The 25074-nt window shown below is 71.1% G+C and carries 30 protein-coding genes; 21 read left to right on the top strand and 9 right to left on the bottom strand.

Features of this window, described 5'->3' with window-relative positions; translation table 11 throughout:
* Positions 1 to 15: 15 nt before the first annotated feature.
* Complete coding sequence (locus ACFC79_RS12730; RefSeq protein WP_376238804.1) at positions 16 to 420, bottom strand: PLD nuclease N-terminal domain-containing protein; 405 nt, start codon at positions 418 to 420, stop codon at positions 16 to 18.
* A gap of 167 nt (positions 421 to 587) precedes the next feature.
* Between ACFC79_RS12730 and ACFC79_RS12725 the strand changes: the two genes are divergently transcribed.
* Positions 588 to 2045 carry a menaquinone biosynthesis decarboxylase gene (locus ACFC79_RS12725; protein ID WP_376238801.1) on the top strand — a complete coding sequence of 486 codons (1458 nt, stop codon included), beginning with the start codon at positions 588 to 590 and terminating at the stop codon, positions 2043 to 2045.
* Positions 2042 to 2959, top strand: coding sequence for a menaquinone biosynthesis prenyltransferase MqnP (gene mqnP / locus ACFC79_RS12720; protein ID WP_376238799.1), 918 nt, complete (start codon positions 2042 to 2044; stop codon positions 2957 to 2959). Before ACFC79_RS12725 ends, mqnP begins: the two co-directional genes overlap by 4 nt.
* A 97-nt stretch (positions 2960 to 3056) precedes the next feature.
* On the opposite strand, the gene ACFC79_RS12715 is transcribed toward mqnP, so the two are convergent.
* Positions 3057 to 3689: a rhomboid family intramembrane serine protease gene (locus tag ACFC79_RS12715; protein WP_376238950.1), complete on the bottom strand. Its 633-nt coding sequence runs from the start codon at positions 3687 to 3689 to the stop codon at positions 3057 to 3059.
* A gap of 187 nt (positions 3690 to 3876) precedes the next feature.
* Between ACFC79_RS12715 and ACFC79_RS12710 the strand changes: the two genes are divergently transcribed.
* Positions 3877 to 4551, top strand: a complete 675-nt coding sequence (locus ACFC79_RS12710; protein ID WP_376238796.1) for a UbiX family flavin prenyltransferase — start codon at positions 3877 to 3879, stop codon at positions 4549 to 4551.
* 8 nt (positions 4552 to 4559) lie between these two features.
* Here the strand turns inward: ACFC79_RS12710 and ACFC79_RS12705 are convergent, their stop codons facing one another.
* Positions 4560 to 4694, bottom strand: coding sequence for a hypothetical protein (locus ACFC79_RS12705; RefSeq protein WP_376238793.1), 135 nt, complete (start codon positions 4692 to 4694; stop codon positions 4560 to 4562).
* A gap of 132 nt (positions 4695 to 4826) precedes the next feature.
* Here ACFC79_RS12705 and ACFC79_RS12700 point away from each other — a divergent pair, with 132 nt between their 5' ends.
* The 6 genes from ACFC79_RS12700 (at position 4827) to ACFC79_RS12675 (ending at position 9711) form a co-directional block, all read left to right on the top strand.
* Positions 4827 to 5282 (top strand): Lrp/AsnC family transcriptional regulator, encoded by a 456-nt coding sequence (locus tag ACFC79_RS12700; protein ID WP_073787137.1) that lies wholly within the window; start codon positions 4827 to 4829, stop codon positions 5280 to 5282.
* Positions 5283 to 5374: 92 nt separating this feature from the next.
* Positions 5375 to 6538, top strand: a complete 1164-nt coding sequence (gene mqnE, locus ACFC79_RS12695; protein ID WP_335937079.1) for an aminofutalosine synthase MqnE — start codon at positions 5375 to 5377, stop codon at positions 6536 to 6538.
* A 138-nt stretch (positions 6539 to 6676) separates the two neighbouring features.
* Entirely contained in the window at positions 6677 to 7201 is a 525-nt protein-coding gene (locus ACFC79_RS12690; RefSeq protein WP_376238788.1) for a GNAT family N-acetyltransferase, read from the top strand.
* 260 nt (positions 7202 to 7461) lie between these two features.
* On the top strand, positions 7462 to 7716 hold the full coding sequence (locus ACFC79_RS12685; RefSeq protein ID WP_376238785.1) for a DUF4229 domain-containing protein: 255 nt from the start codon (positions 7462 to 7464) through the stop codon (positions 7714 to 7716).
* Between the two features lie 371 nt (positions 7717 to 8087).
* On the top strand, positions 8088 to 8222 hold the full coding sequence (locus ACFC79_RS12680; protein ID WP_376238782.1) for a hypothetical protein: 135 nt from the start codon (positions 8088 to 8090) through the stop codon (positions 8220 to 8222).
* Between the two features lie 130 nt (positions 8223 to 8352).
* On the top strand, positions 8353 to 9711 hold the full coding sequence (locus ACFC79_RS12675) for a dicarboxylate/amino acid:cation symporter (RefSeq protein WP_376238780.1): 1359 nt from the start codon (positions 8353 to 8355) through the stop codon (positions 9709 to 9711).
* 98 nt (positions 9712 to 9809) lie between these two features.
* Here the strand turns inward: ACFC79_RS12675 and ACFC79_RS12670 are convergent, their stop codons facing one another.
* On the bottom strand, positions 9810 to 11027 hold the full coding sequence (locus ACFC79_RS12670) for an alpha/beta hydrolase family protein (RefSeq protein ID WP_376238777.1): 1218 nt from the start codon (positions 11025 to 11027) through the stop codon (positions 9810 to 9812).
* Positions 11028 to 11433: 406 nt separating this feature from the next.
* Here ACFC79_RS12670 and ACFC79_RS12665 point away from each other — a divergent pair, with 406 nt between their 5' ends.
* On the top strand, positions 11434 to 12072 hold the full coding sequence (locus ACFC79_RS12665; RefSeq protein WP_376238947.1) for a TetR/AcrR family transcriptional regulator: 639 nt from the start codon (positions 11434 to 11436) through the stop codon (positions 12070 to 12072).
* 24 nt (positions 12073 to 12096) lie between these two features.
* Here ACFC79_RS12665 and ACFC79_RS12660 read toward each other — a convergent pair whose 3' ends face one another.
* Positions 12097 to 12987, bottom strand: a complete 891-nt coding sequence (locus tag ACFC79_RS12660; RefSeq protein ID WP_376238775.1) for a MaoC family dehydratase — start codon at positions 12985 to 12987, stop codon at positions 12097 to 12099.
* A 53-nt stretch (positions 12988 to 13040) separates the two neighbouring features.
* On the bottom strand, positions 13041 to 14360 hold the full coding sequence (locus ACFC79_RS12655; RefSeq protein ID WP_376238772.1) for a 3-oxoacyl-ACP reductase: 1320 nt from the start codon (positions 14358 to 14360) through the stop codon (positions 13041 to 13043).
* 637 nt (positions 14361 to 14997) lie between these two features.
* Between ACFC79_RS12655 and ACFC79_RS12650 the strand changes: the two genes are divergently transcribed.
* From ACFC79_RS12650 to ACFC79_RS12635, 4 genes are all read left to right on the top strand, one after another.
* Positions 14998 to 15831 (top strand): M23 family metallopeptidase, encoded by an 834-nt coding sequence (locus tag ACFC79_RS12650; protein ID WP_376238769.1) that lies wholly within the window; start codon positions 14998 to 15000, stop codon positions 15829 to 15831.
* Between the two features lie 120 nt (positions 15832 to 15951).
* Complete coding sequence (locus tag ACFC79_RS12645; protein ID WP_376238767.1) at positions 15952 to 16920, top strand: phosphotransferase family protein; 969 nt, start codon at positions 15952 to 15954, stop codon at positions 16918 to 16920.
* A 624-nt stretch (positions 16921 to 17544) separates the two neighbouring features.
* Positions 17545 to 18408 carry an oxaloacetate decarboxylase gene (locus ACFC79_RS12640; RefSeq protein WP_376238765.1) on the top strand — a complete coding sequence of 288 codons (864 nt, stop codon included), beginning with the start codon at positions 17545 to 17547 and terminating at the stop codon, positions 18406 to 18408.
* 138 nt (positions 18409 to 18546) lie between these two features.
* Positions 18547 to 19041 (top strand): hypothetical protein, encoded by a 495-nt coding sequence (locus tag ACFC79_RS12635; protein ID WP_376238762.1) that lies wholly within the window; start codon positions 18547 to 18549, stop codon positions 19039 to 19041.
* 113 nt (positions 19042 to 19154) lie between these two features.
* Here ACFC79_RS12635 and ACFC79_RS12630 read toward each other — a convergent pair whose 3' ends face one another.
* The 3 genes from ACFC79_RS12630 to ACFC79_RS12620 form a co-directional block, all read right to left on the bottom strand.
* Positions 19155 to 19277: a hypothetical protein gene (locus ACFC79_RS12630; RefSeq protein WP_376238759.1), complete on the bottom strand. Its 123-nt coding sequence runs from the start codon at positions 19275 to 19277 to the stop codon at positions 19155 to 19157.
* A 254-nt stretch (positions 19278 to 19531) separates the two neighbouring features.
* On the bottom strand, positions 19532 to 19732 hold the full coding sequence (locus ACFC79_RS12625) for a hypothetical protein (RefSeq protein WP_376238757.1): 201 nt from the start codon (positions 19730 to 19732) through the stop codon (positions 19532 to 19534).
* 85 nt (positions 19733 to 19817) lie between these two features.
* Positions 19818 to 20234, bottom strand: coding sequence for an ATP-binding protein (locus ACFC79_RS12620; RefSeq protein WP_376238755.1), 417 nt, complete (start codon positions 20232 to 20234; stop codon positions 19818 to 19820).
* Positions 20235 to 20427: 193 nt separating this feature from the next.
* Here ACFC79_RS12620 and ACFC79_RS12615 point away from each other — a divergent pair, with 193 nt between their 5' ends.
* From ACFC79_RS12615 to ACFC79_RS12585, 7 genes are all read left to right on the top strand, one after another.
* The gene (locus ACFC79_RS12615) at positions 20428 to 21282 is read left to right on the top strand and encodes a helix-turn-helix domain-containing protein (RefSeq protein ID WP_376238753.1); all 855 of its coding nucleotides are present in this window, start codon (positions 20428 to 20430) and stop codon (positions 21280 to 21282) included.
* Positions 21279 to 21497: a DUF397 domain-containing protein gene (locus ACFC79_RS12610; RefSeq protein WP_376238750.1), complete on the top strand. Its 219-nt coding sequence runs from the start codon at positions 21279 to 21281 to the stop codon at positions 21495 to 21497. Before ACFC79_RS12615 ends, ACFC79_RS12610 begins: the two co-directional genes overlap by 4 nt.
* A gap of 106 nt (positions 21498 to 21603) precedes the next feature.
* Entirely contained in the window at positions 21604 to 21789 is a 186-nt protein-coding gene (locus ACFC79_RS12605) for a hypothetical protein (protein ID WP_376238747.1), read from the top strand.
* Between the two features lie 272 nt (positions 21790 to 22061).
* Positions 22062 to 22400, top strand: a complete 339-nt coding sequence (locus ACFC79_RS12600) for a hypothetical protein (protein ID WP_376238745.1) — start codon at positions 22062 to 22064, stop codon at positions 22398 to 22400.
* Between the two features lie 58 nt (positions 22401 to 22458).
* A complete protein-coding gene (locus ACFC79_RS12595) occupies positions 22459 to 22962 on the top strand; it encodes a hypothetical protein (protein WP_376238742.1) in 504 nt (167 codons plus the stop codon).
* A gap of 298 nt (positions 22963 to 23260) precedes the next feature.
* The gene (locus ACFC79_RS12590; RefSeq protein ID WP_376238739.1) at positions 23261 to 24205 is read left to right on the top strand and encodes an LLM class F420-dependent oxidoreductase; all 945 of its coding nucleotides are present in this window, start codon (positions 23261 to 23263) and stop codon (positions 24203 to 24205) included.
* Between the two features lie 12 nt (positions 24206 to 24217).
* Complete coding sequence (locus tag ACFC79_RS12585; RefSeq protein ID WP_376238737.1) at positions 24218 to 25015, top strand: SDR family NAD(P)-dependent oxidoreductase; 798 nt, start codon at positions 24218 to 24220, stop codon at positions 25013 to 25015.
* Positions 25016 to 25074 lie beyond the last annotated feature (59 nt).

Here is a 25074-nt window from a genome sequence, read left to right as displayed (position 1 = left end):
GGCGGTCTCCCGCGGTCAGGACGCGGGGGGCGTCGACCCCTCCGGGCCGGACTCGCGCTCGCGGCGCTTGAGCTCCTCCTCGCGGCGGCGCAGGTCCGCCTCCCAGTCCTTGAGGAGCGACTCGTCCTTCTTGTTCTCCTCGCGCAGGGCGTTCAGGAACTCCGGGTTGTCGTCCGGGGCCACCCACTGCGAGCGGTGGTTGCGGTGCCATTCGGACGGGGTCCGGCCCCCGGCGGGTGCCGTGCGCATCCTGCCCGCGGCCAGCCAGACGATCGGGCCCACGATCCAGAACAGCAGGATGATGAAGACCCAGGCGATCTTCGGGAGGTGCTTGGCCTCGTCCTCGGGGGTGTTCAGGCAGTCGATGAACGCGTAGATCGTCAGCGCCAGAGGCACGAGATAGATCAAGGCCCGGAACATGATGGAAAGGTCCCCCTGGGGAGAGTTGGCAGGGCTTGTCCGCCCGGTGTGGGCCCAGGGTAGCCGGTGCCGGTGACAGCCCACGGCGAGCAGCTGGGAACAGCCGGTGAGCGGGGCGGGGTGGGCCACCCCGGGGGATCGGCGACGGTGATGACAGACTGGACGGCATGGCTTACGACGATCTTCGTTCCCTCCTGCGGGCCCTGGAGCGCGAGGGCGACCTCAAGCGGATCAAGGCAGAGGTCGACCCCTACCTGGAGATCGGCGAGATCGTCGACCGGGTGAACAAGGCGGGCGGGCCGGCCCTGCTCTTCGAGAACGTCAAGGGCTCGTCGATGCCCCTGGCCATGAACGTCTTCGGGACCGACCGCCGACTGCTCAAGGCGCTCGGCCTGAAGTCGTACGCCGACATCGGGGACCGGATCGGCGGCCTGCTCAAGCCGGAGCTGCCACACGGCTTCGTCGGGGTGCGGGAGGCATTCGGGAAGCTCGGCTCGATGGTGCACGTGCCGCCGAAGAAGGTGAAGGCGGAGAGCGCCCCGGTGCAGGAGGTCGTGCTGACCGGGGACGACGTGGACCTGGACCGGCTGCCCGCGCTGTTCACCTGGCCCGGGGACGGCGGCTCGTTCTTCAACCTGGGGCTCACCCACACCAAGCACCCGGAGACCGGGGTGCGGAACCTGGGCCTGTACCGGCTCCAGCGCCACGACCGGCGCACCATCGGCATGCACTGGCAGATCCACAAGGACAGTCGCAACCACTACCAGGTCGCCGCCCGGCGCGGCGAGCGACTGCCGGTCGCCATCGCGTTCGGGGCGCCGCCCGCGGTGACGTACGCCTCCACCGCGCCGCTGCCGGGGGACATCGACGAGTACCTGTTCGCCGGTTTCGTCCAGGGCAAGCGGATCGAGATGGTCGACTGCAAGACCGTGCCGTTGCAGGTCCCGGCGCAGGCCGAGGTCGTCGTCGAGGGGTGGCTGGAGCCCGGGAAGATGCTCCCGGAGGGGCCGTTCGGCGACCACACCGGCTTCTACACCCCGCAGGAACCGTTCCCCGCACTGACCATCGACTGCGTGACCATGCGGAAGCGTCCGCTGCTCCAGTCGATCGTGGTCGGCCGCCCGCCGACCGAGGACGGGCCGCTGGGGCGGGCCACCGAGCGGTTCTTCCTGCCGCTCCTCAAGATCATCGTGCCCGACATCGTGGACTACCACCTGCCGGAGGCGGGCGGTTTCCACAACTGCGCGATCGTCTCGATCGACAAGAAGTACCCGAAGCACGCCCAGAAGGTGATGAGTGCCATCTGGGGCGCGCACATGATGTCGCTGACCAAGCTGATCGTGGTGGTGGACTCCGACTGCGACGTCCACGATCTGCACGAGGTGGCGTGGCGGGCGCTCGGGAACACGGACTACGCGCGCGACCTGACGGTCACCGAGGGGCCGGTCGACCATCTCGACCACGCCTCCTACCAGCAGTTCTGGGGTGGCAAGGCGGGCATCGACGCGACGAGGAAGTGGCCCGAGGAGGGCTACACCCGGGACGGGGGCTGGCCGGAGATGGTCGAGTCGGACCCCGAGACGGCGGCGAAGGTCGACCGCCGGTGGAAGGAATACGGACTGTGAGCGCCGCCGAAGCAGCACTGGGTTCGGGGCCGGTACGGCCGAACGGCAAGGTCAAGGCGTTCCTGCGGCTCGTGATGATCGAGCACTCGGTCTTCGCGCTGCCCTTCGCCTACATCGCCGCGCTGACCGCGATGTTCCGGGACGACGCGTCCGTGCACTGGCTCACGCTGCTGCTCGTCACCGTCGCGATGGTCGGGCTGCGGACGTTCGCCATGGCCTGCAACCGGATCATCGACCGGGAGATCGACGCCCGCAACCCGCGCACCGCGAGCCGGGAGCTGGTCACCGGCGCGGTGTCGGTGAAGTCGGCGTGGACCGGGGCGATCGTCGCCGTCGTCCTCTTCCTCGGCGCGGCGGCGCTGCTGAACCCGCTCTGCCTGGCGCTCGCGCCGATCGCCGTCGTGCCGATGGTGGTCTATCCGTACGGGAAGCGGTTCACCCACTACCCGCACGCGATCCTCGGCATCGCCCAGGCCATGGGGCCGGTCGGCGCCTGGCTGGCGGTGACCGGCAGCTGGTCGTGGGAGGCGGTGATCCTCGGACTCGCCGTCGGCATCTGGATCGGTGGCTTCGACCTGATCTTCGCCTGCCAGGACGTGCAGGCGGACCGCGCGCACGGGGTGCTGTCGTTTCCGGCCCGGTTCGGCGTCCCGGCCGCGCTGTGGGGAGCGCGGGTCTGCCATGTGGTGACGACCGGACTGCTGGTCTGGTTCGGGCTGGCCACGCAGGCGGGGGTCCTCTACTGGATCGGCATGGCGATCGTCGCCGTCGCCTTCGTCTACGAGCACCGGGTGGTGCGCCCGCACGATCTGTCCCGGCTGAACCGGGCCTTCTTCTCGGTCAACGGCTTCATCGGGATAGCACTGTTCGTGTGCGCGCTGCTGGACCTGGTGGTGCGCGGTCTGACGGTGTAGGCGCGCTCCGGCTCCCCATGGCGGGGGCGCGGGCGGGGCGCCGGTGCGGCCTCGGCGCGGGCCGGGGCGCGAGGCCCCGGTCGGCCGGGGCCGCGGATCACGGCAGGAACGGGGACTTCGGCGGGAACGGGGCGCCCGCCCGGGTGCCGTCGCGGTCGGTGCGGCGGCGGAAGACGAAGGCCGCGACCACTCCGGCGAGCAGACCGAACAGGTGGCCCTGCCAGCTGACCGAGGTGTTGGCGGGGGATATCCCGAACAGGATCGACGAGCCCCATATCGCGCCGATCACCAGGCCGATGCCGATGTCGAGCGGTCTGCGGTCGACGAACCCGCGGACCAGCAGGTAGCCGAAGAGGCCGAAGACGAGCCCGGAGGCGCCGGCGGTGTTGGAGTGGGCGGGCGAGACCAGCCAGACGCCGAGGCCGTCCACCACGACGATCAGCGCGGCGACGGCGAGGAAGCGGCGTATGCCGCGCAGTGCGGCGAGGAAGCCGAAGACCAGCAGGGGCACGCTGTTGGACGCGACGTGGCCGAAGCCGAAGTGGATGAAGGACGCGGGCACGATGTCCAGCAGTTCGCCGGCCCGGCGCGGCTCGATGCCGTAGGCGTCCAGCGCGTGGCCCGTCGCCGTGTCGACGGCCTCGATGATCCACAGCAGCGCCACCCAGCCCAGCATCAGCTTGGCGGCGGCCCCGGCCCGGCCCGCCGTGCCCCGGGCGGGGGCCGACATGCGGCCCGGCGTGATCCCGCCGTTCGCCCATGTGGTCATGGTGGCCCCCCGCGTTCCGTGTCGGTGGCGTTCCCGTCCGTCTTCGGCGAGGACGTCGGCTTTCATCCGTCACAACGTCCGACGCCCCTTACTCGGTTCCGGAGCCGTGCGGACGGATAGGCTCGGGGGCGTGGAATCCGGGACTTCAGTGAGTCAACAGCAGCGACAGCCTTGGATTGTCGGGGTTTCCGGCGCTTCGGGCACCCCATTCGCCGCAGCGGTGCTGCGCGGCCTGCTGGCCGCGGGGGAGAGCGTGGACCTGGTGGTGAGCCGGGCATCGCGGCTGACGCTGCTGGACGAGACCGGGATCGCGTTCCGGGACGGCCACTGGCAGGAGGACCTGCGGGCCTGGCTGGCACGCGGGGCGGACGGGAAGCCGCGCACCTTCGACGTGGACGTGTCCGGGGTGCGGTACTGGGCGGCCGGTGATCTCGGCGCGGGGCCGTCCTCGGGGTCGTACCCGGCGAAGGGGATGCTGATCGTGCCGGCCTCGACGGCGTGCGTGGCCGGGGTGGCGCTCGGACTCTCGAAGGATCTGCTCCAGCGGACCGCGAGCGTGACGCTCAAGGAGCGGCGGAAACTTGTCGTCGCGGTGCGGGAGACACCGTTGAACGGGCAGACGCTGAAGCATCTGGTGAGCCTGGACGAGGCGGGCGCCGTGGTGCTGCCCGCCTCTCCGGGGTTCTACGCGGGGGCGACGCACATCCAGGACCTGGTGGACTTCGTCGCCGGGCGGGTGCTCGACGCCGCACAGGTGCCGCACGAGCTGTACCGCAGGTGGGAGGGAGAGCTCGGTGGAGGCTCCCGGGGCTCCTCGGACTGACGTCGTGGTCAGCGCTTCTTCGGGGCGCGCGCGGTGCGGGTCCGGTCGACCCGGCGAGCGGCGGCCGGCTGGTGGGCACGCGAGCGGTTGGCCAGGTCCTGCAGCTCGCGCATACGGGCGTAGGCCATCTCGATCGAGTACACGGTGTCCTCACTCCTGAAGATTCGAAAGCGTTTTTTGGATGTTCGAGAAGTTTTGCAGGCGATGAAGCCTGCATGCCTTAGATTCTACACATAGACTCGCGATACTGCTGAACAATGGAAGGTTTCAGTCATATGGACGCGGTGGACAGGCAGCTCATCCAGGCCCTCAGGGAGAACGGCAGGGCCTCGTACGCCGAGCTGGGGCGGCTGGTGGGCCTCTCCGGACCGAGCGTCACCGACCGCATCAACCGGCTGGAGTCCGCCGGTGTCATCACCGGGTACCGCGCCACCGTCGATGCCGCGGCCCTGGGTCTCGGGGTCACGGCCCTGATCGGCATCTCGCTCTCCGACGCCGCCGACCACGAGGACGTGGCGCGACGGCTGAAGGACCTCGCGGAGATCGAGGACGCCTGGTTCATCGCGGGCGACGACTCGTACATGCTCAAGGTGCGGGTCGGCGACGTGGACGGGCTGGAGCGGACCATCCGGCGGCTCAGCGGCACGAAGGGCGTCTCGCGCACCCGTACCACGATCGTGCTCTCCACCAAGTGGGAGAACCGGGTCGGGGAACTCCCCGAGGAGGTGTAGGCGTACCGTGGTGGAACCCCCGGCCCGCCGGGGGTTTCGCCCGGTAGGCGCCGGGACGAGGCACGGAACGTCGACACCTGGGAGGCAGCCGCATGGACGTCGGGCTCAAGCGCGAACTGGAGGAGAAGGTCCGCGCGGGGGAGCGGCTGACCCGCGAGGACGGCATCGCCCTCTACGAGTCGGACGACCTTGCCTGGCTCGGCGGCCTCGCCCACGAGGTGCGCACCCGCAAGAACGGTGACGTGGTGCACTTCAACGTCAACCGGCACCTCAACATGACCAACGTGTGCACCGCCTCGTGCGCGTACTGCTCGTTCCAGCGCAAGCCCGGCGAGAAGGACGCGTACACCATGCGCATCGAGGAGGCCGTCCGCCTCGCGAAGGCGATGGAGGGCGAGAACCTCACCGAACTGCACATCGTCAACGGACTCCACCCCACCCTGCCGTGGCGCTACTACCCGCGCTCGCTCAGCGCGCTGAAGGAGGCCCTGCCGCAGGTCTCCCTCAAGGCGTTCACCGCCACCGAGATCCACCACTTCGAGACCATCTCGGGCCTCTCCGCCTCCGAGATCCTCGACGAGCTGATCGAGGCCGGGCTGGAGTCGCTGACCGGGGGCGGCGCCGAGATCTTCGACTGGGAGGTCCGGCAGCACATCGTCGACCACGACACCCACTGGGAGGACTGGTCGCGCATCCACCGCCTGGCGCACGAGAAGGGGCTCAAGACCCCGGCGACGATGCTCTACGGCCACATCGAGGAGCCCCGGCACCGCGTCGACCACGTGCTGCGGCTGCGCGAGCTCCAGGACGAGACCGGCGGCTTCCAGGTCTTCATCCCGCTGCGCTACCAGCACGACTTCGTGGACATGAAGGACGGCAAGGTCCGCAACAAGCTCCAGGCGCGCACCACGATGGCGACCGGGGCCGAGGCGCTGAAGACCTTCGCGGTCTCGCGGCTGCTGTTCGACAACGTCCCGCACGTCAAGGTCTTCTGGGTGATGCACGGTGTGCAGACCGCCCAGCTCGCGCTCCAGCACGGCGCCGACGACATGGACGGCTCGGTCGTCGAGTACAAGATCACGCACGACGCGGACAACTACGGCACGCCGAACAAGCTCGGCCGTGAGGACCTGCTCGACCTGATCCGCGACGCGGGCTTCCGGCCCGTCGAGCGCAATACCCGGTACGAGATCATCCGCGAGTACCCCGGCCCGGACGCCGAGCGGCGCGAGTCGCCGCAGCCGATGCGCGTCTGACGCCCGTCGCGACTGCGCGGTCCCGGCCCAGCTCTCGCCGGAAGGGCCCCGGCCTCTGGATTCGTCCAGGGGGCCGGGGCCCTTCCGTATTCCGGAACGCGTTTGAGGCGAAGAATCTGTAATGGTTAATCTTCGTTCATGGCGCTTACCTTTGAGCTGGATCCCACGTTCGACCGCACCTTGCGCGACGGCTTGGCCGAGCTCTGGACCGATGTCTCCAACGCGGGCGGGGCGGTCGGCTTCGTCCCGCCGGTCACCGTCGACGACGTCCGGCCGGAACTGGTCAAGCACCTCGTCGCCATGGCCGAGGGGCGCACCCGGCTGCTGGTCGGCCGCGACGAGGACGGCGCAGTGGCCGCCACGGCCTTCCTCACCCTCAACACGCACCGGTTGATGACGCACTGGCTCTGGCTCTACACCGTCATGGTCCACCCGCGCCACCAGGGCAGGGGGTACGGCCGCGAGCTGATGGCCGCCGCCGCGGAGGCCGCCCGCGGGATCGAGGGGATCGAGGCGATCCGGCTCACCTGCCGCGGCGGCACCGGCGCCGACCGGTTCTACGCGGCGTGCGGATACAAGGAGGTCGGCCGGGTGCCCGACGCGATCCGGGTCGCCGACGGGGACGACCGCGACGACGTCATCATGCTGCTGCCGCTCGGCTGACGGCGCGCCGCGTCGCCCAGTCGCCCGCCCGTGGTGCCCTGTTGCCGGCCCGCGGTGCGCCGTTGTCGGCCGGGCGGCGCCGACGGGCGCCGTGCGTCCGGGCCCGCGGCGCCGCGCGCCCTCGTTTGACGCAGCCCTCCGAAGTGCTCGATTCCGGGGCATGCTTCACTGGTCGGGCAGGATCGCACGACTGTCATACGTCGAGAGAGGGGCCAACTGTGTCCGCTGCCAGGCCGAGCGCGACCATTCGGTACACCGCGATGCGCCTCAGCATCTTCGTCGGCTGCTTCGTCGTCGCAGCCGTGGCCGTTCACTTCGGCCTGGTTCCGTCCGGGGCGCGCGGTTCCAACGTCGTGTGGGTGGTCCTCTTCGCCCTGGTCCTCTCCGCTCCGCTCAGCTACGTGCTGCTGCGCAAGCAGCGCGACGAGATGTCCGAGCAGATCGTGATCAAGGTCGAGCGCGCCAAGGAGCGCCTGGAGGAGCACCGGACCCGCGAGGACCACGTCACCCTCTGAACCTCCGGGGACGCGGAGGTCTCACGGCCCCGTGAACCACCGGACCCGCGACGGCCTCGTCGCCGCGTGAGCCACCCGCCCGCGTGACGGGCTCGTGGCGCCGTGGGCCACCTGGCCGTGCGACGGCCTCCCGGTCGCGGCGGCGGGCGTAAGGTTCCTCACATCTCGTCCTCGTACCTCGGCACGTCTTCCCGCGGAACCCCGGTGCCGGAGCAGTCGCTCCGGCACCGGGGTTCCGCCGTTCCCGCCCTCGCGCCCGGTGTCCGGGGTGCGTGGGGCGGCTCCGGTCCTCCGTGCACGCGCCGCGGAAGACCCACCCGCCCAAAGAAGTCCTTTGAGAACCTCAAAGTTCAAGTGTTAACGTGTTCGCCATGAAGTCAGCAGTGCGCCCCCACCACGCCACGAGCGTCCCGCTCGTGGAGCGCCTGCATGTCGATCTCTGCCGCTGTATGTCCGCGGTCTGTCGCCGCGACGCCATGTCCGCGGTCCGTCGCCGCGACGTCTGAACAACGTTCTCACCGGCACCATGCAGCGGCGCCGCCCCCGACGCGGGCGCCGCACCCACCCCGTCCCCGTACCACGTCCCCTCGCGCAGTGTCCCCGTGCGCCCCGATGCGTCACATCTGGAGTGTGTCCGTGTCCGCGAACCCCGCGTCCGCCGCCGCGACCGACAGCCCGTCCGGCTCCGGTTCCGGCTTCCGCATACCCAAGGTCCCGTTCTGGGCCCAGATCGTCGCCGGTCTCGTCCTCGGCGTCGTCCTCGGGTGGCTCGCCCGCAGCTACGACATCAACTGGCTGCACACCACGCTCGACAAGGTCGGCCACATCTTCATCCAGCTGCTGAAGCTGGCCGTCGCACCGCTCGTCTTCTTCGCGATCCTGGTGTCGATCACCAACCTCCGCAAGGTCAACAACGCCGCCCGGCTGGCCACCCGCACCCTGCTCTGGTTCATGATCACCTCACTGATCGCGGTCGCCATCGGCCTCGTGATCGGCCTGGTCACCAACCCGGGCTCCGGAACCGGCCTCACGCCGAAGGACGGCAAGCTGCCGCAGCACGCCGGCTCCTGGCTCGACTTCCTCACCGGCATCGTCCCGAGCGACGTGATCACCCCGTTCACCGAGCTGAACGTGCTCCAGATCGTCTTCATGGCCGCCGTCGCCGGCATCGCCGCCCTGAAGCTCGGCGAGAAGGCCCAGCCCATCCTCACCCTCAGCGAGTCGGTCCTGGAGCTGCTCCAGAAGGCCCTGTGGTGGGTCATCCGCCTCGCCCCGATCGGCACCATCGGCCTCATCGGCTACGCGATCGCCGACTACGGCTGGGACCTGATCGGCAAGTACGCGACGTTCACCGCCGACGTCTACATCGGCTGTGCCCTGGTCCTGTTCGGTGTGTACCCGCTGCTGCTCGCCACCGTCGCCAAGCTCAGCCCGGTGCAGTTCTTCAAGGGCGCCTGGCCGGCCATCCAGCTTGCCTTCGTCTCCCGCTCCTCGGTCGGCACGATGCCGGTCACCCAGAAGGTCACCGAGCGCCTCGGCGTCCCGAAGGAGTACGCCTCCTTCTCCGTCCCGTTCGGTGCGACCACCAAGATGGACGGCTGCGCCGCGATCTACCCGGCGCTCGCGGCGATCTTCATCGCGCAGATCTTCGACGTCCAGCTGAACGTCGGTGACTACGTCCTGATCGCGTTCGTCTCGGTCATCGGCTCGGCGGCCACCGCCGGCCTCACCGGCGCCACCGTGATGCTCACCCTGACGCTGTCGACGCTGGGCCTCCCGCTGGAGGGCGTCGGTCTGCTCATGGCCATCGACCCGATCCTGGACATGATGCGGACGGCGACGAACGTCGCGGGCCAGGCCCTCGTCCCGGTGATCGTCGCGGCCCGCGAGAACATCCTCGACCACGAGGCGTACGCCTCGGCCTCCGCCTCCCCGGTCGACGCCGACGCCGACGCCCGCGAGTCCGAGCCGCAGGGCGTGCCCGTCACGGCGTAGCCGCGACAGGTCCGCACAGCGCGGCGCCCCCGGACCCCCGTCCGGGGGCGCCGCTGCGTGTTCCGGGGCGCTCCGCCGACGTTGCGTGTGCGGGTGGGTCAGGGGTGGTGGAAGACGACTTCGGGGTTGGCGGAGGTGGGGCCGTCCAGGAGCGGCTGAGGCCGTCCCTTCAGATGCAGGTCGAGGAAGGCGGCGACGTAGTCACGGGTGATCCGGATCGATCGCTCGCCCGGGAGCGGGGCCTCGGGGTCCACCGGCAGTCCCAGCTGTTCGCCGAGCAAGGGGACGTCGGTGAAGGTGAAGTGCCCGGATTCCTCGACGGTCAGCCAGCGCTTCCAGCCGCCCAGGCGCGGCCAGTCCTCGTTCCAGGACACGTCCTGGCCGCCGGGGCGGTGGAACGAGTCGGTGCCGAGCAGCATGAACGGGCGGTCGCCGAGACCTGCGGCGGGGATGCGCTCCTGGAACGAGCCGTCCATGTTGATCCCGGCGTCGAAGCGCCGGTCGGCCAGGAGCGCGGAGGCGGCGGCGCTCCCGCCGATGGAGTGGCCGGCGACGGCGACCCGCGAGGCGTCGATCATCCGGGAGTGGCGCCAGGCGGAGTGGCGGCCGGTCAGCCGGTCGAGCACGAAGGAGAGGTCGGCGGCCCGCCCGGTGGAGACGGCGGTGAGCAGCTTCCGCTGGGCCTCCTGGTCCGGTGCGTCCTCAAGCAGTCGGCAGGCCGCGCAGGTGAGCACGCGTCCGCCGGGGAAGGAGGTGCCGCTCGTCTCGTAGGCGTGGTCGACGGTCGCCACGACGTAGCCGCGGCCCGCCAGGTCCTCGGCGAGCGAGGTCAGGGTGGCCCGCGGGGTGCCGAAGCCGGGGGAGAGCAGCACCAGGGGAAAGCGGCCCCGCGCGGCGGGGGCGTGGGTGCGGGCGTGGGTGCGGGTGGAGCTGACGGTGGTCGCCGGGACGACGTCCTCCAGCCCGCGTCCGGCCAGCATCAGGCGGGCCTCTTCGGTGGTCATGTACGGCGCGGGTCCGTTGCCGCCGGGGCGGGCGGGGTGGTGGACCGACACCATGAGTTCCCGGGGGCCGCCGTCGGGGGCCCAGGGGTCGGTGCGGTCGTGGTCGGTGAGGTGCAGGATCTCTGTTCCGACGGCGTACGGGCCGGTCGGGCGGGGCAGTTCGGGGATACCGGCCGGGGTGGTGGTGGCCGCGGTGGCGACTGCCGCGGGGGGCGGGGTGCCCGGTAAGGCATGGGCGGCGGTGGCGGGCGCGGCCAGGAGGGCGGCGGCGAGGGCGACGGCGGCCGTCCGGCCGCGGAATCCGATCGTCATGGGACCCGACGCTAGGTGGCGGGGCGGTCCCGGACGTCGTGCCCAGGGGGGATCCGGTGTGCGACCCGGGGCCGACGGCCGGGACACCGCATGGGACGGTGGTTGTACGAAGTCCTGCGGGCGATCACCCGGTGCAAGCCGTCGGGGCGTCTGCCGCGGCCTCCGGGCCGTCGGGGCCCGAAGGGGCGGCGGTCCTTGCCGGAGCCGGGCGGGGCGGGCGCGCTCGGGCGGATGCCCCGGGGGGCATGGCGTACGTGCCTCGCGCCGTACTCTTGCCGGAGTACGGCGGCGTCGGCGGGAGGAAGTCCGAGTGAGCGCGGCGAAGGGCATCCCGGAGAGTGCGGCGAAGGGCGCCTCGGCGAGTACGAGCAAGGACATCCCGGCGAGTGCGGCGAAGGGCAGGCGCATGCCGCGCGCCGTGCGGGAGCGGCAGATGATGGACGCCGCGGTGCGGACCTTCGGGCAGCGCGGCTACCGGGCCGCCTCGATGGACGAGATCGCGGAGCTGGCCGGGGTGTCCAAGCCGCTGGTCTACCTGTATCTGCACTCCAAGGAGGAGCTGTTCACCGCGTGCATCAAGCGCGAGGCGAAGGCCCTGGTCGAGGCGGTGCAGGCGGGGGTGGAGCCGGGGTTGCCGGCGGACCGGCAGCTGTGGGCCGGGCTGCACGCGTTCTTCGCGCACACGGCGGAGCACCCGGACGGCTGGGCCGTGCTGCACCGCCAGGCCCGGACGCACGGGGAGCCGTTCGCCGCCGAGGTCACGGCGATGCGGGACGAACTCGCCGCGTTCGTGACGGGTCTGATCGGGGCCGCGGCCCGGGAGGCGCACCGTGATCCCGAGCTCCCCGACCGGGACGTGACGGGATTGGCGCAGGCGCTGGTGGGGGCCGCGGAGTCGCTCGCCGGGTGGGCGAACGAGACGCCCGGGGTCTCGGCGAACGAGGCCGCGGCCACACTGATGAACTTTTCCTGGGCGGGGCTGGAGAACCTCATGGAGGGCCGCCGCTGGCAGCCCCCGACCCCGGAGGCGGACCGGGGGCGCTGACGGCTGTGGTCGTCCGGGTGGTGGTCAGCCGTCCGGCGTCCCGGGGGTGTTGACCACCGTGCCGGTGAGGTGGACGCGACCGGTGGCGCCGCGCAGTTGGAAGCCGGTGGGGCCGGCCGCGTAGGTGACGGTGGACGGCAGCGGTACGGGCGCCTTGAAGTCGGCCCGTACCCGGCGGACCGCGTCCGGCTCCGGGACCTCGGCAAGACACCGGGCGATGCTCCACATGCCGTGCGCGATGGGCCGGGGGAAGCCGAACAGGCGGGCCGTGAGCGGGTACAGGTGGATGGGGTTCCGGTCACCCGACGCGGCACCGTAGCGGCGTCCCAGACCGGCGGGCAACCGCCACTCGGCGACGACGGGCAGCTCCTCGGGGGGCCGCGCCGACATCCGCGGTGTCGTGAGGTCCTGCGGTGCCGTCGGGTCCTGCGGTGCCGCGGTGTGACCGGCCGACGGTGTCCGGGGCGTGTGGCGGGAGAGGTAGCCGCTGCGCGACTCCCAGATCAGCTCGCCCGCGAGCCGTGCCTCGGTCGCCATCGTGACCTCGGTTCCGCGCCGGTGCGCCGTCAGGCCGGCCGCGTACACGGTGAGTTGGAGCGCGTCGCCGGGACGGACCGTCCGGTGGCAGGTGATCTCGATCCAGGTGTGGACCAGCCCCAGGACCGGAAGCGGGAAGCGCCGGGCGGTCATCAGCCGCATGGCCGACGGGAAGCCCCGCACGTGCGGGTAGGTGAGCGGCAGGGCGGCCGGGTCGGTGAAGCCGCAGAGCTCGCGGTACGCGGCGAGCGGTCGTGGTGCCGCCGGGGCGGGCGGGAGGACCAACCGGTCGGCGGGCAGCACGGCGCCGGGGTGTCCCGCCCGTTTGAACGGGGAGGTGACGGCGCCCCGCAGCAGGGAGAGGCTCAGGCCGGTCATCGCCCGGCCCTCCGGAGGGGAGTGGCCGGGAAGGCGTTCGGGCCGGTCATGACTCAGGCCCCCAACAGGCTCTGGCCGCAGACCCGTACGACTTGGCCGTTGACGGCGGTCGAGGCGGGCTGGGCGAACCAGGCGGTGGTCTCGGCGACGTCGATCGGGAGCCCGCCCTGGGACAGGGAGTTCATCCGGCGGCCCGCCTCCCGGATGAAGAAGGGGACGGCGGCGGTCATCTTCGTCTCGATGAAGCCGGGGGCGACCGCGTTGACCGTGACGCCGTGGTCGGCGGCGGTGCGCGGGGCCAGCGAGCGGACCAGGCCGATGATGCCCGCCTTGGAGGCCGCGTAGTTGGTCTGGCCGTTGTTGCCCGCGATGCCCGCGATGGACGCGGTGGCGACGATCCGGCCGCCGCGGTTGACGGTGCCGGACGTCAGGAGGGCGTCCGTGGTGCGCAGGACGCTGCCGAGATTGACCTCGATGACCTGGGCCCAGCGTTCGGCGGGCATGTTGGCGAGCCGCCGGTCGCGGGTGATGCCCGCGTTGTGGACGAGGATGTCCAGGCCGTCGGGGACGGCGTCCGCGATCTGCTGTGCCGCGTCGGGTGCGGTGATGTCCAGCGGCAGGGCGCTGCCGCCCAGCTCGTCCGCCATGCGGCTCAGCTCCTCCCCGGCCTGCGGGACGTCCAAGCAGATCACCCGGGCGCCGTCCCGCGCCAGGACGGCGGCGACCGAGGCGCCGATGCCGCGGGCCGCCCCGGTGACCAGGGCGGTGCGTGCGGCGAGCGGGGCCGTCCAGTCGGCGACCGGGTCGGGGGTGGCGTCGGTGAGTTCGACGACCTGGCCGCTGACGTACGCGGACCGGGGGGACAGCAGGAAACGCAGGGTCGACTCCGCCGGGGCGGCGGACCCCGGGACGACCCGCAGCAACTGCGCGGTGGCGCCCCGGCCGATCTCCTTGCCGAGGGAGCGCACGAAGCCTTCGAGCGCCTGTTGGGCGGCGGCCCGGTGGTGGTCGTCGGCCGAGGGCGGCGTACCGAGGACGACGATCCGGCCGCAGACCGCCAGCGACCGTACGACGGGGTGCAGCCGGGCGTGCACCTCGGCGAGCCCGGCCGCCGTGGCGACGCCCGTCGCGTCCACGACGATCCCCGCCGGGCGGTCGGCCCGGCCGGTCACTTCCTGGCCGGTCGCCGCGAGGACCGGACCCAGAGTGTCCCCGAGGGCCGAATCCCCGGCGGTGAGGTGCAGCAACGGGCCGTCGAGCGAGGGGGTCCGGGGCGTGAGGCGGCGCAGCCGAGCCGGTTGCGGCAGGCCGAGCCGCCGGGTCAGGAAACGGCCGGGGGCCGTGCCGGAGAAGTGCAGATAGCGATCGGCCATTGTCCAGACTCCCTGCTCGGTCGTAGATTTACTCCAGAGTAAGGTTACTCAAGAGTCAGGAGCTGGTCGAGATGATCCCCCTCGCACTCCCGCAGCTCCGCAGGGTCGCGGTCATCGGCGGCAGCCGCATCCCGTTCGCCCGCTCCGACGGCTGCCGCCCGCGTCGTCGAGAGCGCGGACCAGGGACGGCCGGTCGGCCGGGAACGCAAGAACCTCGGCGGCCTCGTCCACCTGCGGCAGTTCGACACGGGCGCGCTCGGCCGGCCGCAGACGCGCCGGACGGACGATGCCGACAGGTCCGCACAGCCCCGTCGGGCCCGGTTCCGAGGCCACTTCGGCCCCTCCCGGACCCGGTCCGGCCCCTCCTGGACCCGTCCGGCCCCTCCTGGACCCGTCCGGCCCCTCCTGGACCCGGTCCGGCCCCTCCTGGACCCGTCCGGCCCCTCCCGGACCCTTCCCGGGCCCTTCCTGGGCCCGTTCTGGGCCCGTTCTGGGCCCAGTCCTGGGCCCGGTGGGTCTACTGCGGAACCATCACGTCCGGCACGCTTACGACCGTTCCATCGCACCGCGCCACCCCCCACCTCGGCGTATCCCGAACCCTCGTATCCCGAACTCCCGTATCGGAGGATGACCGCGCATGCGCACGCGCTCGATCCGTATCGCCCTGCTGGGCCTGGTGGCCATGGTCGCGGGCCTGCTCACGGCGACCCCGGCCGCCGCGGCCCCCAACTTCAAGGCGCCCTTCCCCTGCGGCCAGACCTGGACCTACGGTCACCACTCCGCCGAGGTCAGATCCGCCCTCGACTTCGTCCGCACCGACGGCGGCGCCACCGCCGGGTCCCCCGTCCTCGCCTCGTCGGGCGGGACCGCCCACCGCTACTCCCAGCCCGGCGGGGCGGGGAACTACATCACCATCGACCACGGGGGCGGCTGGCAGACGTACTACTTCCACCTCTCCGCGTACTCCGTCGCCGACGGCGCCTCGGTCTCCCAGGGGCAGCAGATCGGCCTCACCGGCTCCACCGGCAACAGCAGCGGCGCCCACATCCACTACGAGCAGCTGTACAACGGGGTCGGGCAGGCCATCGCGATCAACGGCCAGTCCCTCGCGCCCTACCCCGGCTCCTACTACAGCAAGTACCTGACCAGCGACAACGGCTGCGGCGGCGGTGGCGGGGGCGGTGGAAAGTACTGGGTGGACACCTACTCCAACGCCACGGGCTACGCGACCGCCAACACAGGTGATGCGCAGGGCGTCCTCAATGCGGGCACCAACTACGTCTACTGCAAGGTGTGGGGCGCCCAGGTCGGTTCCGGTTCCAGCTTCAACCACTGGTGGCTGAAGACGGACCTGGACACGGTGTACGCGGGCAAGAACGGCCGCGGCGCGTACGTCTCGGCGTACTACCTGTCCCGCTGGGGCAACGACGAGGCCCGCGACAACAACGGCACGGTGATTCCGAACTGCTGATCCGGTGCCTGCCGCGGTACGGCACACCGGTCGTGCGTCCGAGGGTTGTCCCGGCGGGTGACAACACGTCGCCGAAATGGGCGCCGGGACGATCGCCAACGCACGGCGTACGCTCCCCACATGGGTGAATCGGTGGACAACTTCCCCGGTGGGGACGCGACACGCGCCTGGGTGGAGAAGAACCTCGCGCCCGGGGAGCGCATCGAGCGAATGGAGCGTTTGCGCGGAGGATGGAGTTCGCGGATGCGCCGGTTGGATATCACCGGGCCGGGGCGTGCGCGGGAGCTCGTGCTCAGATCCTTCGTCAAACCCTTCTTCGTGCGACATGCGCCGGGTCTGCTCACCCGGGAGGCGGACGTGCTGCGTCTGCTGGCCGACGGCACGGGTGTGCCGGCCGCGCGGTTCGTGGCCGTCGACGCCCGTGCCGAACACTGCGATCACCCCTCGCTGCTGATGACGCTGTTGCCCGGACGGGTCAGGGTGGACGAGACCGGCGTGGCGGAACGCATCGCGCTGCTGGCCCGGCAGTTGGCCGACATCCACGCCGTGCGGGTGACGGACGCGACCCGGCCGCGGGAGTACGAGGCGTGGACCGCGCCGGACCGGGTGCGGGTACCGGATTCGACCCGGCGGGCGGGGCTCTGGCGGCGGGCGGTCGACGTCATCCGCCACGAGCCGCCTCCGTACGAACCGTGCTTCCTGCACCGCGACTTCCATCCGGGCAATGTCCTGTTCACGGGCGACGACGACCGTGACGATCTCCGGATCGGCGGCGTCGTCGACTGGGTCGAGACCTCATGGGGACCCGCCGACCTGGATGTCGCCCACTGCTCGACGGCGCTGGCGCTGCTGCACGGCGTCCCGGCCGGAATGAGCTTCGCCGAGGCGTACACACGTGCGGGCGGACGGCTGGCGGGCAGCGACGCGGAGCATCTGCACTGGCGGCTGCTGGACGCGCTCGCCTACGCGCCGGACGCGGAGAAACTCGCCGTCCCCTGGCGGGAACTGGGGCGGACCGACCTCACTCCCACCGTGCTCGCCGCACGATTGGAGGAATACGTGAGGTGTCTGCTCGACCGCTTCGGCTGACCGGCGGCCAACCCGTCGGCGTACCGTCCAACACCACTGACTCCTGGGGGAGTCGGCGGCCCCGGGGCCCTTTCCTTCGGATCGTTCGAGGGGGAGGGCCCCGGTTGCGTGACGTCGTCAACCGGATGCCGGTGCGTACCCGCGAGTGTCGTACACCAGGCAAAGGGCGGCGTGTCCCTAGGTAAAGACAGAGTCATGTCTGTATAGGTATACGCGTCCTCGTAAGGGGGCAGAAGACGCGTCCCGTGCGGTCCGAGTGCCGCCCGCCGCCTCCGCGAGCCGGAGAAGCGCGCGGTGCCGTCGCACTCTCCGCACCGGTCGATTGCAGAACCGCTCACAAGCGCGAGCCCCGATTCGTCTCCGTGCGATTCGACGGCTCCCGGCCCATCACGTCGTTCCACCGAAGCCCTGCCGTCCTGGTCCGGCGGCGACCGGCGACCGGTGTCATCCCACCCGAAGGAATCAACGAGCGCCGGACCGGCGGGCCGGGTTCCTGCGCCGGTCGCCGATCGACGCGTCAACCACGTCAACACGTCAACCACGTCAATCACGTCAACCAGGTCGATCACGTCGATCAGGTCAATGACGTCGACCACGTCAACAGAGCATGGAAGAGGAGCAGTTGTGCGTTACGGAAGTGCGCTGAGGGAAGAAGTCCGGGCCCCCGGGACGACCCCGCTCATCGGGATCTACGACATGTACTCGGCATCCGTCGTGGCCCCGCACTACAACGGATTCTTCGTCTCCGGATTCGGATTCGCGGCATCCCACTACGGGTTGCCGGACATCGGCTTCATCGCCTGGCCGGACATGGTGGCGTTCGTGGAGCGGCTGCGGCTGGCCTTCCCCTCCCACCACCTGCTGGTCGACATCGACGACGGCTACGTGGACCCCGAGGTGGCCTGTCATGTGGTGCAGCGACTGGAGCGATCCGGTGCCTCCGGCGTGATCCTGGAGGACCAGAAGCGCCCCCGCAGATGCGGACACGCGGACGGCAAGCAGGTGCTGCCGCTGGAGGAGTACCTGGAGAAGCTCAACCTGGTCCTGGAGAGCCGGCGGGACCTGGTGGTCGTCGCCCGCACGGACGCCACGGAGGAGGACGAGATCCTGCGCCGGGCGGAGGCGCTGGCGGAGACGGACGCCGATGTCGTCCTGGTCGACGGGGTGCGCAGCACCGGATGGATCAAGCGCGTCCGCAAGGTGATCGGCGACAAACCGCTGCTGTTCAACCAGATCGCGGGCGGCAAGTCGCCCCGGTTGTCGCTCACCGAACTCACCGAGCTGGAATGCCAGGTGGCCATCTACAGCACCCCCTGCCTCTTCGCCGCGCATGCCGCCGTGGACTCCGCGATGACGGAGCTCAAGAAGTCGGACGGGCGGCTTCCGGAGTTCCACCCGACCCAGGGGATCGGGGTGCGGCGTTCGACGGAACTGCTGGAGAGGAACATCAGCAGGCACCACGGCGTCCGCGAGCCCATGCCGGTCTGAGAGCACCGATTCCGCCCTCCACCGGGTGCGCCGGGGCGCGGCGCGCGGCCCGACGAGCGGTGCTGTGCCGCGGTATGCCGTGCCGCCGGTGCCCCGGCGTACCCGAACCATGACCGAAGAGGAACGAGGAAACGTGCCATGGGATTCACCCGGAAAAGAACGAGTGCGGCTCTGGTGGTCGTTCTCGGAGCGTTCTGCCAGGGCCAGTTGGCGGCCGGGACCGCCTGGGCCGACGCCCCTGACGGCGGTATGGAGACGCATCACGGCCCTTCTCTGATCACCATTGACAACTCCAACGCCGACTCCTGGCTCGAAGTTGACCGGACGGCCAACGTGTTGGCCCCCCTGAGCAAGGGGACGGCAGGCAGCGACCACGACGGCGGCGGGGGCGCGATCGACCAGAACGTGTCGTCCTCGCAGGGCGTGGGCGTCCAGGCGGCCCCGGACGAGAACGAGGACGAGGACGGCGAGGAGGCCGAGGGAGCGGGTGCGGCCCCCGAGAGCGCCGCGACCGGAGGGGACGACGACGAGGGCGACGCGGACACGGAACGCGACGTGGGCCCCGAACGCGGAGCCCGGTCCGCCAGGGGTGGTTCGCCGTCACCGGACGCCTCCGCCCCGTCCGAGCCCTGACGGCACACCCCGGGCCGTACGGTCCGGAGCCGTACGGCCCGGAACCGCAGAGTTCGAGATCGCAGAGTTCGAGATCGCAGGGTTCGAGATCGCAGGGTTCAGAATCGCGAGGTTCAAAATCGCAGGGCGGCCACCAGCCGACGCGCGGTTCTCGCGTCGATGGCGCCCAGCTCCAGTACCGGTTCGGCGTCGGGCCCCTCGTGCCGTACCTGTACGTCGAGCGGCCTCCCGCCCATGGCCGACGCGAAGGCGAGCCGGAGCCGCTCACTGACCTGGGATGCCGCGTCGACGGGCGTGGGGCGGGGCGCGCAGGGGTCGGGTGGTGTGGCGCCGAGAAGCCGCGCAAGACGTTCGGCGGTGGCCGGTGAGACGCTGCCGAGCGCGATGAGGCCGCCCCTGACCCGGATCCCCGGCAGGTCGAGACGGTAGGCGTCGACGATGTCGCGTAACGCCCGTGCGGCCTTGAGGGTGCGCTTCGCCCCGGTACGGATCAGCCGCGCCAGATGGCTCGCGTCGGCGGGGGAGAGGGGCCCAGCTCGACGTGGTCCGGCTGCCGGGCGGTGGTCTGCTCCGCGGCCGGGACCTGGAGCCCCGCTTCCCGCAGGGCCGAGGCGTGTTCGGCCGCGGCGTGACGCGGGTCCGGGCTCGGCCGGTGGGTGAGGGCATGGGTGGAGGCGGAGGTGGAGGTCATCCTGTGCTCCTGATGCCGACGCCGCGAGGGGCGTCCGAAGTCGGGCCGGTACGGGGACGGGGCGCGCGTTCCACCCGTGGGCGACTCACGCGACGGCCGTCCGTCGCGTGCAGCGCAGCTCCGCCCAGACGTCCTTGCCGTACGGCGTCGGCTCGGACCCCCACGCGGCGGCGAGCCCACCGACGAGCGCGAGCCCGCGCCCGCTCTCGGCCAACCAGTCCGGGACGCGCGGTGTGGGCGGTGTCGGGCTGGAATCGCCGACGGTGATGCGTACGCCGTCGGTGCGGCGCCGGAGCGTGAGGGTGCAGCGCGGTGAGGGCGTGTGACGGCCGACGTTGGTCAGCAGTTCGTGGGCGCAGAGCGTGGCGGTGTCCGTCAACTCCCGGAAGTCCCACAGGTCCACCAGGCAGGCGACGATGCGGCGCATCTGGGCGAGTGACTGCGGCTGGACGTACAACTCGTGCCGGTAGTGCGGTGGTTCTGGTTCGGTCGTGACGTTCATGGCTCCTCCTGCGTGAGGTGAGGGCGTGCCAATCGATCAATGCACAGTGGTGGACCGACGGCTCTCGGTCATGCGGAGGATGGTGCCGCGAGAACCATCCTGTAGGCAACTATTCCTTAAGTGATTCATCCGTAAGGGGGTAACCTGCCGGTGGCAGTTGTGCGCCATTGAAGGGCGCGACCATCATGTGGCCATGGCTCAGAGCGACATGCCCACCATGCGTAGCCGTCGACTCGGCGGCGAACTTCGTCGACTTCGTCTGGAAGCCGGTCTCAAGGTGCAGGATGCTTCCGACGCCTTGGAGTGCGGGCAGCCCAAGATCAGTCAGATCGAGAACGGCAAGCGGGGTATCCGTCCGCTCGACCTGACCACCCTGCTCAACCTGTACGGAGTCGAGGACGAGCGGCAGCGGGCGAATCTGAAGCGCCTGGCGAAGGAGATCCACAAGGTCGACTGGTGGAGCGGGCACGGCCCACTTCTTCACGACGAGCTCAAGGACTATCTGACGTTGGAGGCGGATTCGCAGGCGGTGCGCACGTTCGAGCCGGTGCTCGTGCCGGGTCTTCTGCAGACCGAGGCGTACATGCGGCGCCTGTTCGGAGCCGCGTCTCCCGAGGACCAGATCGAGGCTCTGGTCCAGACACGCATGAAGCGCAAGGAACTCCTCGACAACACCACGGGGTTCCGGCTTCGCGCCGTGATCGACGCACCGGCTCTCCACCGGATCGGAGGAGGGGTCGACATCGTCCAGGAACAGTTGCGGCATCTGCTGAGCGCGGGCTCCCGATCGAACATCACCATCCAGGTTCTTCCGCTGAATTCCGTCCTGCCCATGGAGCAGTACGTGTCGTTCGCCGCGCTCAGTCTGCTGCCGGAACCCCCGGTCGAAGTGGTGTGGTTGGAGCACATCACCGGTGGTACGTTGCTTGAGCAGCGGGCGGATGTTCAGAGGTATGCGAAGGCGTGGGACGAATTGACCGCCGCCGCACTGTCCCCGACCGCGTCCCGGCGGTACATTCGCGACCTCATCGAGGAAAGCGGATCATGACCGAAGAACTGATTGTCCTGGCCGGCGAGCTGGAGTCCGCTGTCTGGCACACGAGTACCTACAGTGGCTCGAACAACAACTGCGTCGAGCACGCCGCTCTGATATCCGGCCGCCAGGCCGTGCGTGACAGCAAGGACCGTGACCGGGGTGCCCACACCTTCGGTCCGGTCCCGTGGCAGACGTTCGTGGCCGCCGTGCGGAACGGCGCGGTTTGAGAGCCTGTCGGGCCGGGGCCGTCCGCGTGTACGGGGGCGCGGGCCCGGCCTCCGAGGCGCACGGTCGGCTGCCGAACCAGCCCAGGCCCACGTCGACGCTGTCGAGGTGGGGGAATGCCTCGGGCAGGCCGAGGTGTTCGGAGCCACCGACGGTCAGCGCCGTACGGGTGATGCCCGCGTAGCGGAACGACAGCAGGCGGGCGCCGGTGTGTTCGTCGGTGAGGCGGGCGGGGCCGCCGGTGTGCGGGCGCCGGTAGGCGAAGGTGTCCTCGACGGCGGTGCCGACGAGTGAGGCGCGGGTGCCGCCGGTGGTGAGCGTGAAGGCGTCGCGCAGTGTGCTGCGGTAGTGCACCTCGTCGCCGTGGCCGGAGCGGGTGAGGAAGTAGCCGATCTCGACGCGACGTGCCTGCTCGCCGGCCTGGGTGAGGGCGAGGGCGCCGGCCAGGTTGCCCGGGACGTAGTCGTAGCCGAACGCCGGGACGATGCTCGTGCCTCGGGCGGTGGTGACGGCGTCCAGGGCGGAGGCTTGCCGGATGAAGCGGGTTCCCCGGTGGAGTCGAGGTAGTGGGCTCCGGCCCGAGCGGCGGCGGTGACCGTGGGCAGGCCGAGCTGCGCGAACGTCCGACGGTGGAGACGACGACGTCGGACGACGCGCGGCAGGCCGCCACCGTCCGTCTCTCCTTCACCGGGGGCCTGGAGGACGATCTGCGCGACGCCGACGCCGACGCCGTGCGCCGCGAACTCGCCACCGGTATGCAGATGGTCACCCGCGGGGCATTCGCCCGCTCCGCGTCCACCTCGGCCCGACCCCACGCGGTCACCGCGTCCACCGCTACCGCTGCCGCAACCCCGACACGAAGGCCAAGGCCGTCCTCCGCCACGGGGTCGGCACCAACGGAATGATGGGGCGATGCGACGGGCGTGGGCCGCGCGGAGGGCGTGGGTGGCGAGGAGGGGTGCGATGAGCGAGCGTTCGACGGAGGCGGAGCGGGCCGGGGGTGGGTTCGTCCTGCACCGGTTCAACGGGGACGAGGTGTACCGCCTGAAGTCCGCCGTGATGTGGGTCTGCGCGGGGGCGGAAAGTGGGGCGCCGGTCACGCTCTGGTTCGAGGCGGAGGCCGATTCCGGCGGCGCCCTGCGGTGCGAGGACACGGCGGATCTGGGGATGGCGCCGAACGCGGAGGTCGGTGTCGAGCTGCCCGGGGTCGACGCGGACGCGTTGGTGGGGCGGGAGTTCGTGGTGCCGGGGGTGCCGGACGACGAGGACTCGTGCATGTCGCTGCTCTATTACTGCGAGCACCAGGCGCTGCGCGACAACCGGATCTCCGTCGTCTCCCGCGACGGCGACCGGTTCCGGCTGCGGTGGACGGCGGTGACGGGGGACGTGAACCACTACGACGGGAGCAGGGCCCCCACCCGGGTCGAGATCGAGGGCGATTTCCTGTTCCGGGGGCCGAGCGCCTGACGCCGCCCGGGACCGGCGGCCGATGCGGCCCGGGTCCGGGGTGCCGGGCACGGGGCGCGGCGGCCGGAGGGCACGGCGGCCGGGGTGGGGGTCGGGTGCCGCGGCGGCCCGGGTCCGGAGTCGCGCGTGGAATGAGGGCCGGGTCCGGGGCCGGGGTTGGTGCGGGTGGGTGGACGGTGTCGAGGGCCGAGGCGCCCACACCCCTTGTCTGATGTGCCGTCAGGCATGACGATGGCCCCGCACTCGTCGTGTGACGGTGCGTCAGATTCCTTCGGTGTCATGGAAGGAGGGCTGCCCGATGCCGATCGCGACCACCGGGCCGCTGTCGTATGGAATGCAGCTCCCGATCCAGTCGCAGAGCGCGATCTTCGCGGAGGAGTGGGAGGCCGCGGCCGGTCCCGCCGATCTTGTGGAGATCGCCCGTACCGCCGACCGGGCCGGGTTCGCCTACCTCGCGAGCTGCGACCACGTGGCGATCCCGCGCCGGCTCGCCGATGCCATGGGTACCGTCTGGTACGACCCGGTCGCCACCCTGTCCTTCCTCGCCGGGATCACCGAGCGGGTGCTGCTGATGAGCCATGTCGCCGTCGTCGGGCTGCGGCATCCGCTGGCCACGGCCAAGCAGTACGCGACCCTCGATCACCTCTGCGGAGGCCGGTTGATCCTCGGGGTCGGGGCGGGGCACGTGGCCGAGGAGTTCGAGGCGCTCGGCGCGGACTTCGACGGCCGGGGCGGACTCCTCGACGAGACCGTCGACGCGCTGCGGGCGGCGCTCGGCCCGGAGGAGTTCCCGGAGTTCGCGGGGGAGAGGTTCGCGTTCTCCGGGCTGGGGCAGCTGCCGCGCCCGGCCCAGGAGCGGGTGCCAATCTGGGTGGGCGGTTCCTCGCCCGCCGCCGTGCGCCGGGCGGCGGTGCGAGGTGACGGATGGCTGCCGCAGGGTGATCCGCGCGAGAAGCTGCCCGCCCAGATCGCCCGGCTGAGGCGGCTGCGCGAGGCGGCCGGGATCGAGGCCCCGATCGTCGTGGGTGCGATCACCGAGCCGCTGTACATCGGCGATCCGCGGTGGCAGGTCGGGCGGCGCACCCTCAGCGGGAAGCCGGAGGCCGTCGCGGAGTCGCTGCGGGCGTACCGGGCCATGGGCGTCCACCAGATCCAGGTGCGGTTCCGGAGTCGGAGCCGCGGCGAACTGACCGACCAGATGGCGGCGTTCGCCGCCGAGGTCGCACCCCATCTCGGCAATTAGGAGGGACTCGGCATGGGCAAGCTGGACGGGCGGACCGTACTGATCAGCGGTGCGGCGCGCGGGCAGGGCGAGCAGGAGGCGCGGCTCTTCGTCGCGGAGGGCGCGCGGGTGGTGATCGGCGACGTTCTCGACGAGCAGGGCGAGGCGCTGGCCGGGGAGCTCCGCGAGAAGCATGGCGAGGACGCCGCGCGGTTCGTCCACCTGGACGTGGGTGTGGAGGACGAGTGGCGGGCCGCCGTCGCGGTGGCGAAGGACGCCTTCGGCCGGATCGACGGCCTGGTCAACAACGCGGGCATCCTCCGCTTCAACGAACTGGTCTCCACGCCCCTGGAGGAGTTCCAGCAGGTGGTGCAGGTCAATCAGGTGGGGGCGTTCCTCGGGATCAAGTACGTCGCACCCGAGATCGAGGCCGCGGGTGGCGGGACCGTCGTCAACACCGCCTCGTACACGGGGCTCACCGGCATGGCGTTCGTCGGCGCGTACGCCGCCACCAAGCACGCGGTGGTCGGGCTGACCAGGGTGGCGGCGGTGGAGCTGGCCGCCAAGGGGATACGGGTCAACGCGCTCTGCCCCGGGGCCGTGGACACCGCGATGACCAATCCGGCGGCGCTGGACCCGACGGCGGACCCCGAGGAGACTGCGGCGGCCGTGGACGAGCTGTACCGCAAGCTGGTCCCGATGGGGCGGATCGGCAGGCCCGAGGAGGTCGCGGCGCTGGCGCTCTTCCTGACCTCGGACGACTCCTCGTACATCACCGGGCAGCCGTTCGTCATCGACGGCGGATGGCTGGCGGGTGTCAGCCTCTTCTGAGCGGCGACGCCTGGCTGACGGGGCGTCAGGTATTGACGGTCGCGGGCGGCGGTGGAACA

The sequence above is a fragment of the Streptomyces sp. NPDC056061 genome (genome assembly GCF_042266885.1).
Classification (GTDB): Bacteria; Actinomycetota; Actinomycetes; order Streptomycetales; family Streptomycetaceae; genus Streptomyces.
Note: the sequence above shows the minus strand (reverse complement) of the source record. Positions and strands in the feature narration are given on the sequence as shown.

What these genes read in the sequence shown, in the direction of transcription:
- ACFC79_RS12730 (WP_376238804.1), bottom strand. Translation starts at nt 420, where the DNA reads ATGTTCCGGGCCTTGATCTATCTCGTGCCTCTGGCGCTGACGATCTAC.
- ACFC79_RS12725 (WP_376238801.1), top strand. Translation starts at nt 588, where the DNA reads ATGGCTTACGACGATCTTCGTTCCCTCCTGCGGGCCCTGGAGCGCGAG.
- ACFC79_RS12715 (WP_376238950.1), bottom strand. Translation starts at nt 3,689, where the DNA reads ATGTCGGCCCCCGCCCGGGGCACGGCGGGCCGGGCCGGGGCCGCCGCC.
- ACFC79_RS12700 (WP_073787137.1), top strand. Translation starts at nt 4,827, where the DNA reads ATGGACGCGGTGGACAGGCAGCTCATCCAGGCCCTCAGGGAGAACGGC.
- mqnE (WP_335937079.1), top strand. Translation starts at nt 5,375, where the DNA reads ATGGACGTCGGGCTCAAGCGCGAACTGGAGGAGAAGGTCCGCGCGGGG.
- ACFC79_RS12690 (WP_376238788.1), top strand. Translation starts at nt 6,677, where the DNA reads ATGGCGCTTACCTTTGAGCTGGATCCCACGTTCGACCGCACCTTGCGC.
- ACFC79_RS12685 (WP_376238785.1), top strand. Translation starts at nt 7,462, where the DNA reads ATGCGCCTCAGCATCTTCGTCGGCTGCTTCGTCGTCGCAGCCGTGGCC.
- ACFC79_RS12680 (WP_376238782.1), top strand. Translation starts at nt 8,088, where the DNA reads ATGAAGTCAGCAGTGCGCCCCCACCACGCCACGAGCGTCCCGCTCGTG.
- ACFC79_RS12670 (WP_376238777.1), bottom strand. Translation starts at nt 11,027, where the DNA reads ATGACGATCGGATTCCGCGGCCGGACGGCCGCCGTCGCCCTCGCCGCC.
- ACFC79_RS12665 (WP_376238947.1), top strand. Translation starts at nt 11,434, where the DNA reads ATGCCGCGCGCCGTGCGGGAGCGGCAGATGATGGACGCCGCGGTGCGG.
- ACFC79_RS12660 (WP_376238775.1), bottom strand. Translation starts at nt 12,987, where the DNA reads ATGACCGGCCTGAGCCTCTCCCTGCTGCGGGGCGCCGTCACCTCCCCG.
- ACFC79_RS12655 (WP_376238772.1), bottom strand. Translation starts at nt 14,360, where the DNA reads ATGGCCGATCGCTATCTGCACTTCTCCGGCACGGCCCCCGGCCGTTTC.
- ACFC79_RS12650 (WP_376238769.1), top strand. Translation starts at nt 14,998, where the DNA reads ATGCGCACGCGCTCGATCCGTATCGCCCTGCTGGGCCTGGTGGCCATG.
- ACFC79_RS12645 (WP_376238767.1), top strand. Translation starts at nt 15,952, where the DNA reads ATGGGTGAATCGGTGGACAACTTCCCCGGTGGGGACGCGACACGCGCC.
- ACFC79_RS12635 (WP_376238762.1), top strand. Translation starts at nt 18,547, where the DNA reads ATGGGATTCACCCGGAAAAGAACGAGTGCGGCTCTGGTGGTCGTTCTC.
- ACFC79_RS12630 (WP_376238759.1), bottom strand. Translation starts at nt 19,277, where the DNA reads ATGGGCGGGAGGCCGCTCGACGTACAGGTACGGCACGAGGGGCCCGAC.
- ACFC79_RS12625 (WP_376238757.1), bottom strand. Translation starts at nt 19,732, where the DNA reads ATGACCTCCACCTCCGCCTCCACCCATGCCCTCACCCACCGGCCGAGC.
- ACFC79_RS12620 (WP_376238755.1), bottom strand. Translation starts at nt 20,234, where the DNA reads ATGAACGTCACGACCGAACCAGAACCACCGCACTACCGGCACGAGTTG.
- ACFC79_RS12615 (WP_376238753.1), top strand. Translation starts at nt 20,428, where the DNA reads ATGGCTCAGAGCGACATGCCCACCATGCGTAGCCGTCGACTCGGCGGC.
- ACFC79_RS12610 (WP_376238750.1), top strand. Translation starts at nt 21,279, where the DNA reads ATGACCGAAGAACTGATTGTCCTGGCCGGCGAGCTGGAGTCCGCTGTC.
- ACFC79_RS12595 (WP_376238742.1), top strand. Translation starts at nt 22,459, where the DNA reads ATGAGCGAGCGTTCGACGGAGGCGGAGCGGGCCGGGGGTGGGTTCGTC.
- ACFC79_RS12590 (WP_376238739.1), top strand. Translation starts at nt 23,261, where the DNA reads ATGCCGATCGCGACCACCGGGCCGCTGTCGTATGGAATGCAGCTCCCG.
- ACFC79_RS12585 (WP_376238737.1), top strand. Translation starts at nt 24,218, where the DNA reads ATGGGCAAGCTGGACGGGCGGACCGTACTGATCAGCGGTGCGGCGCGC.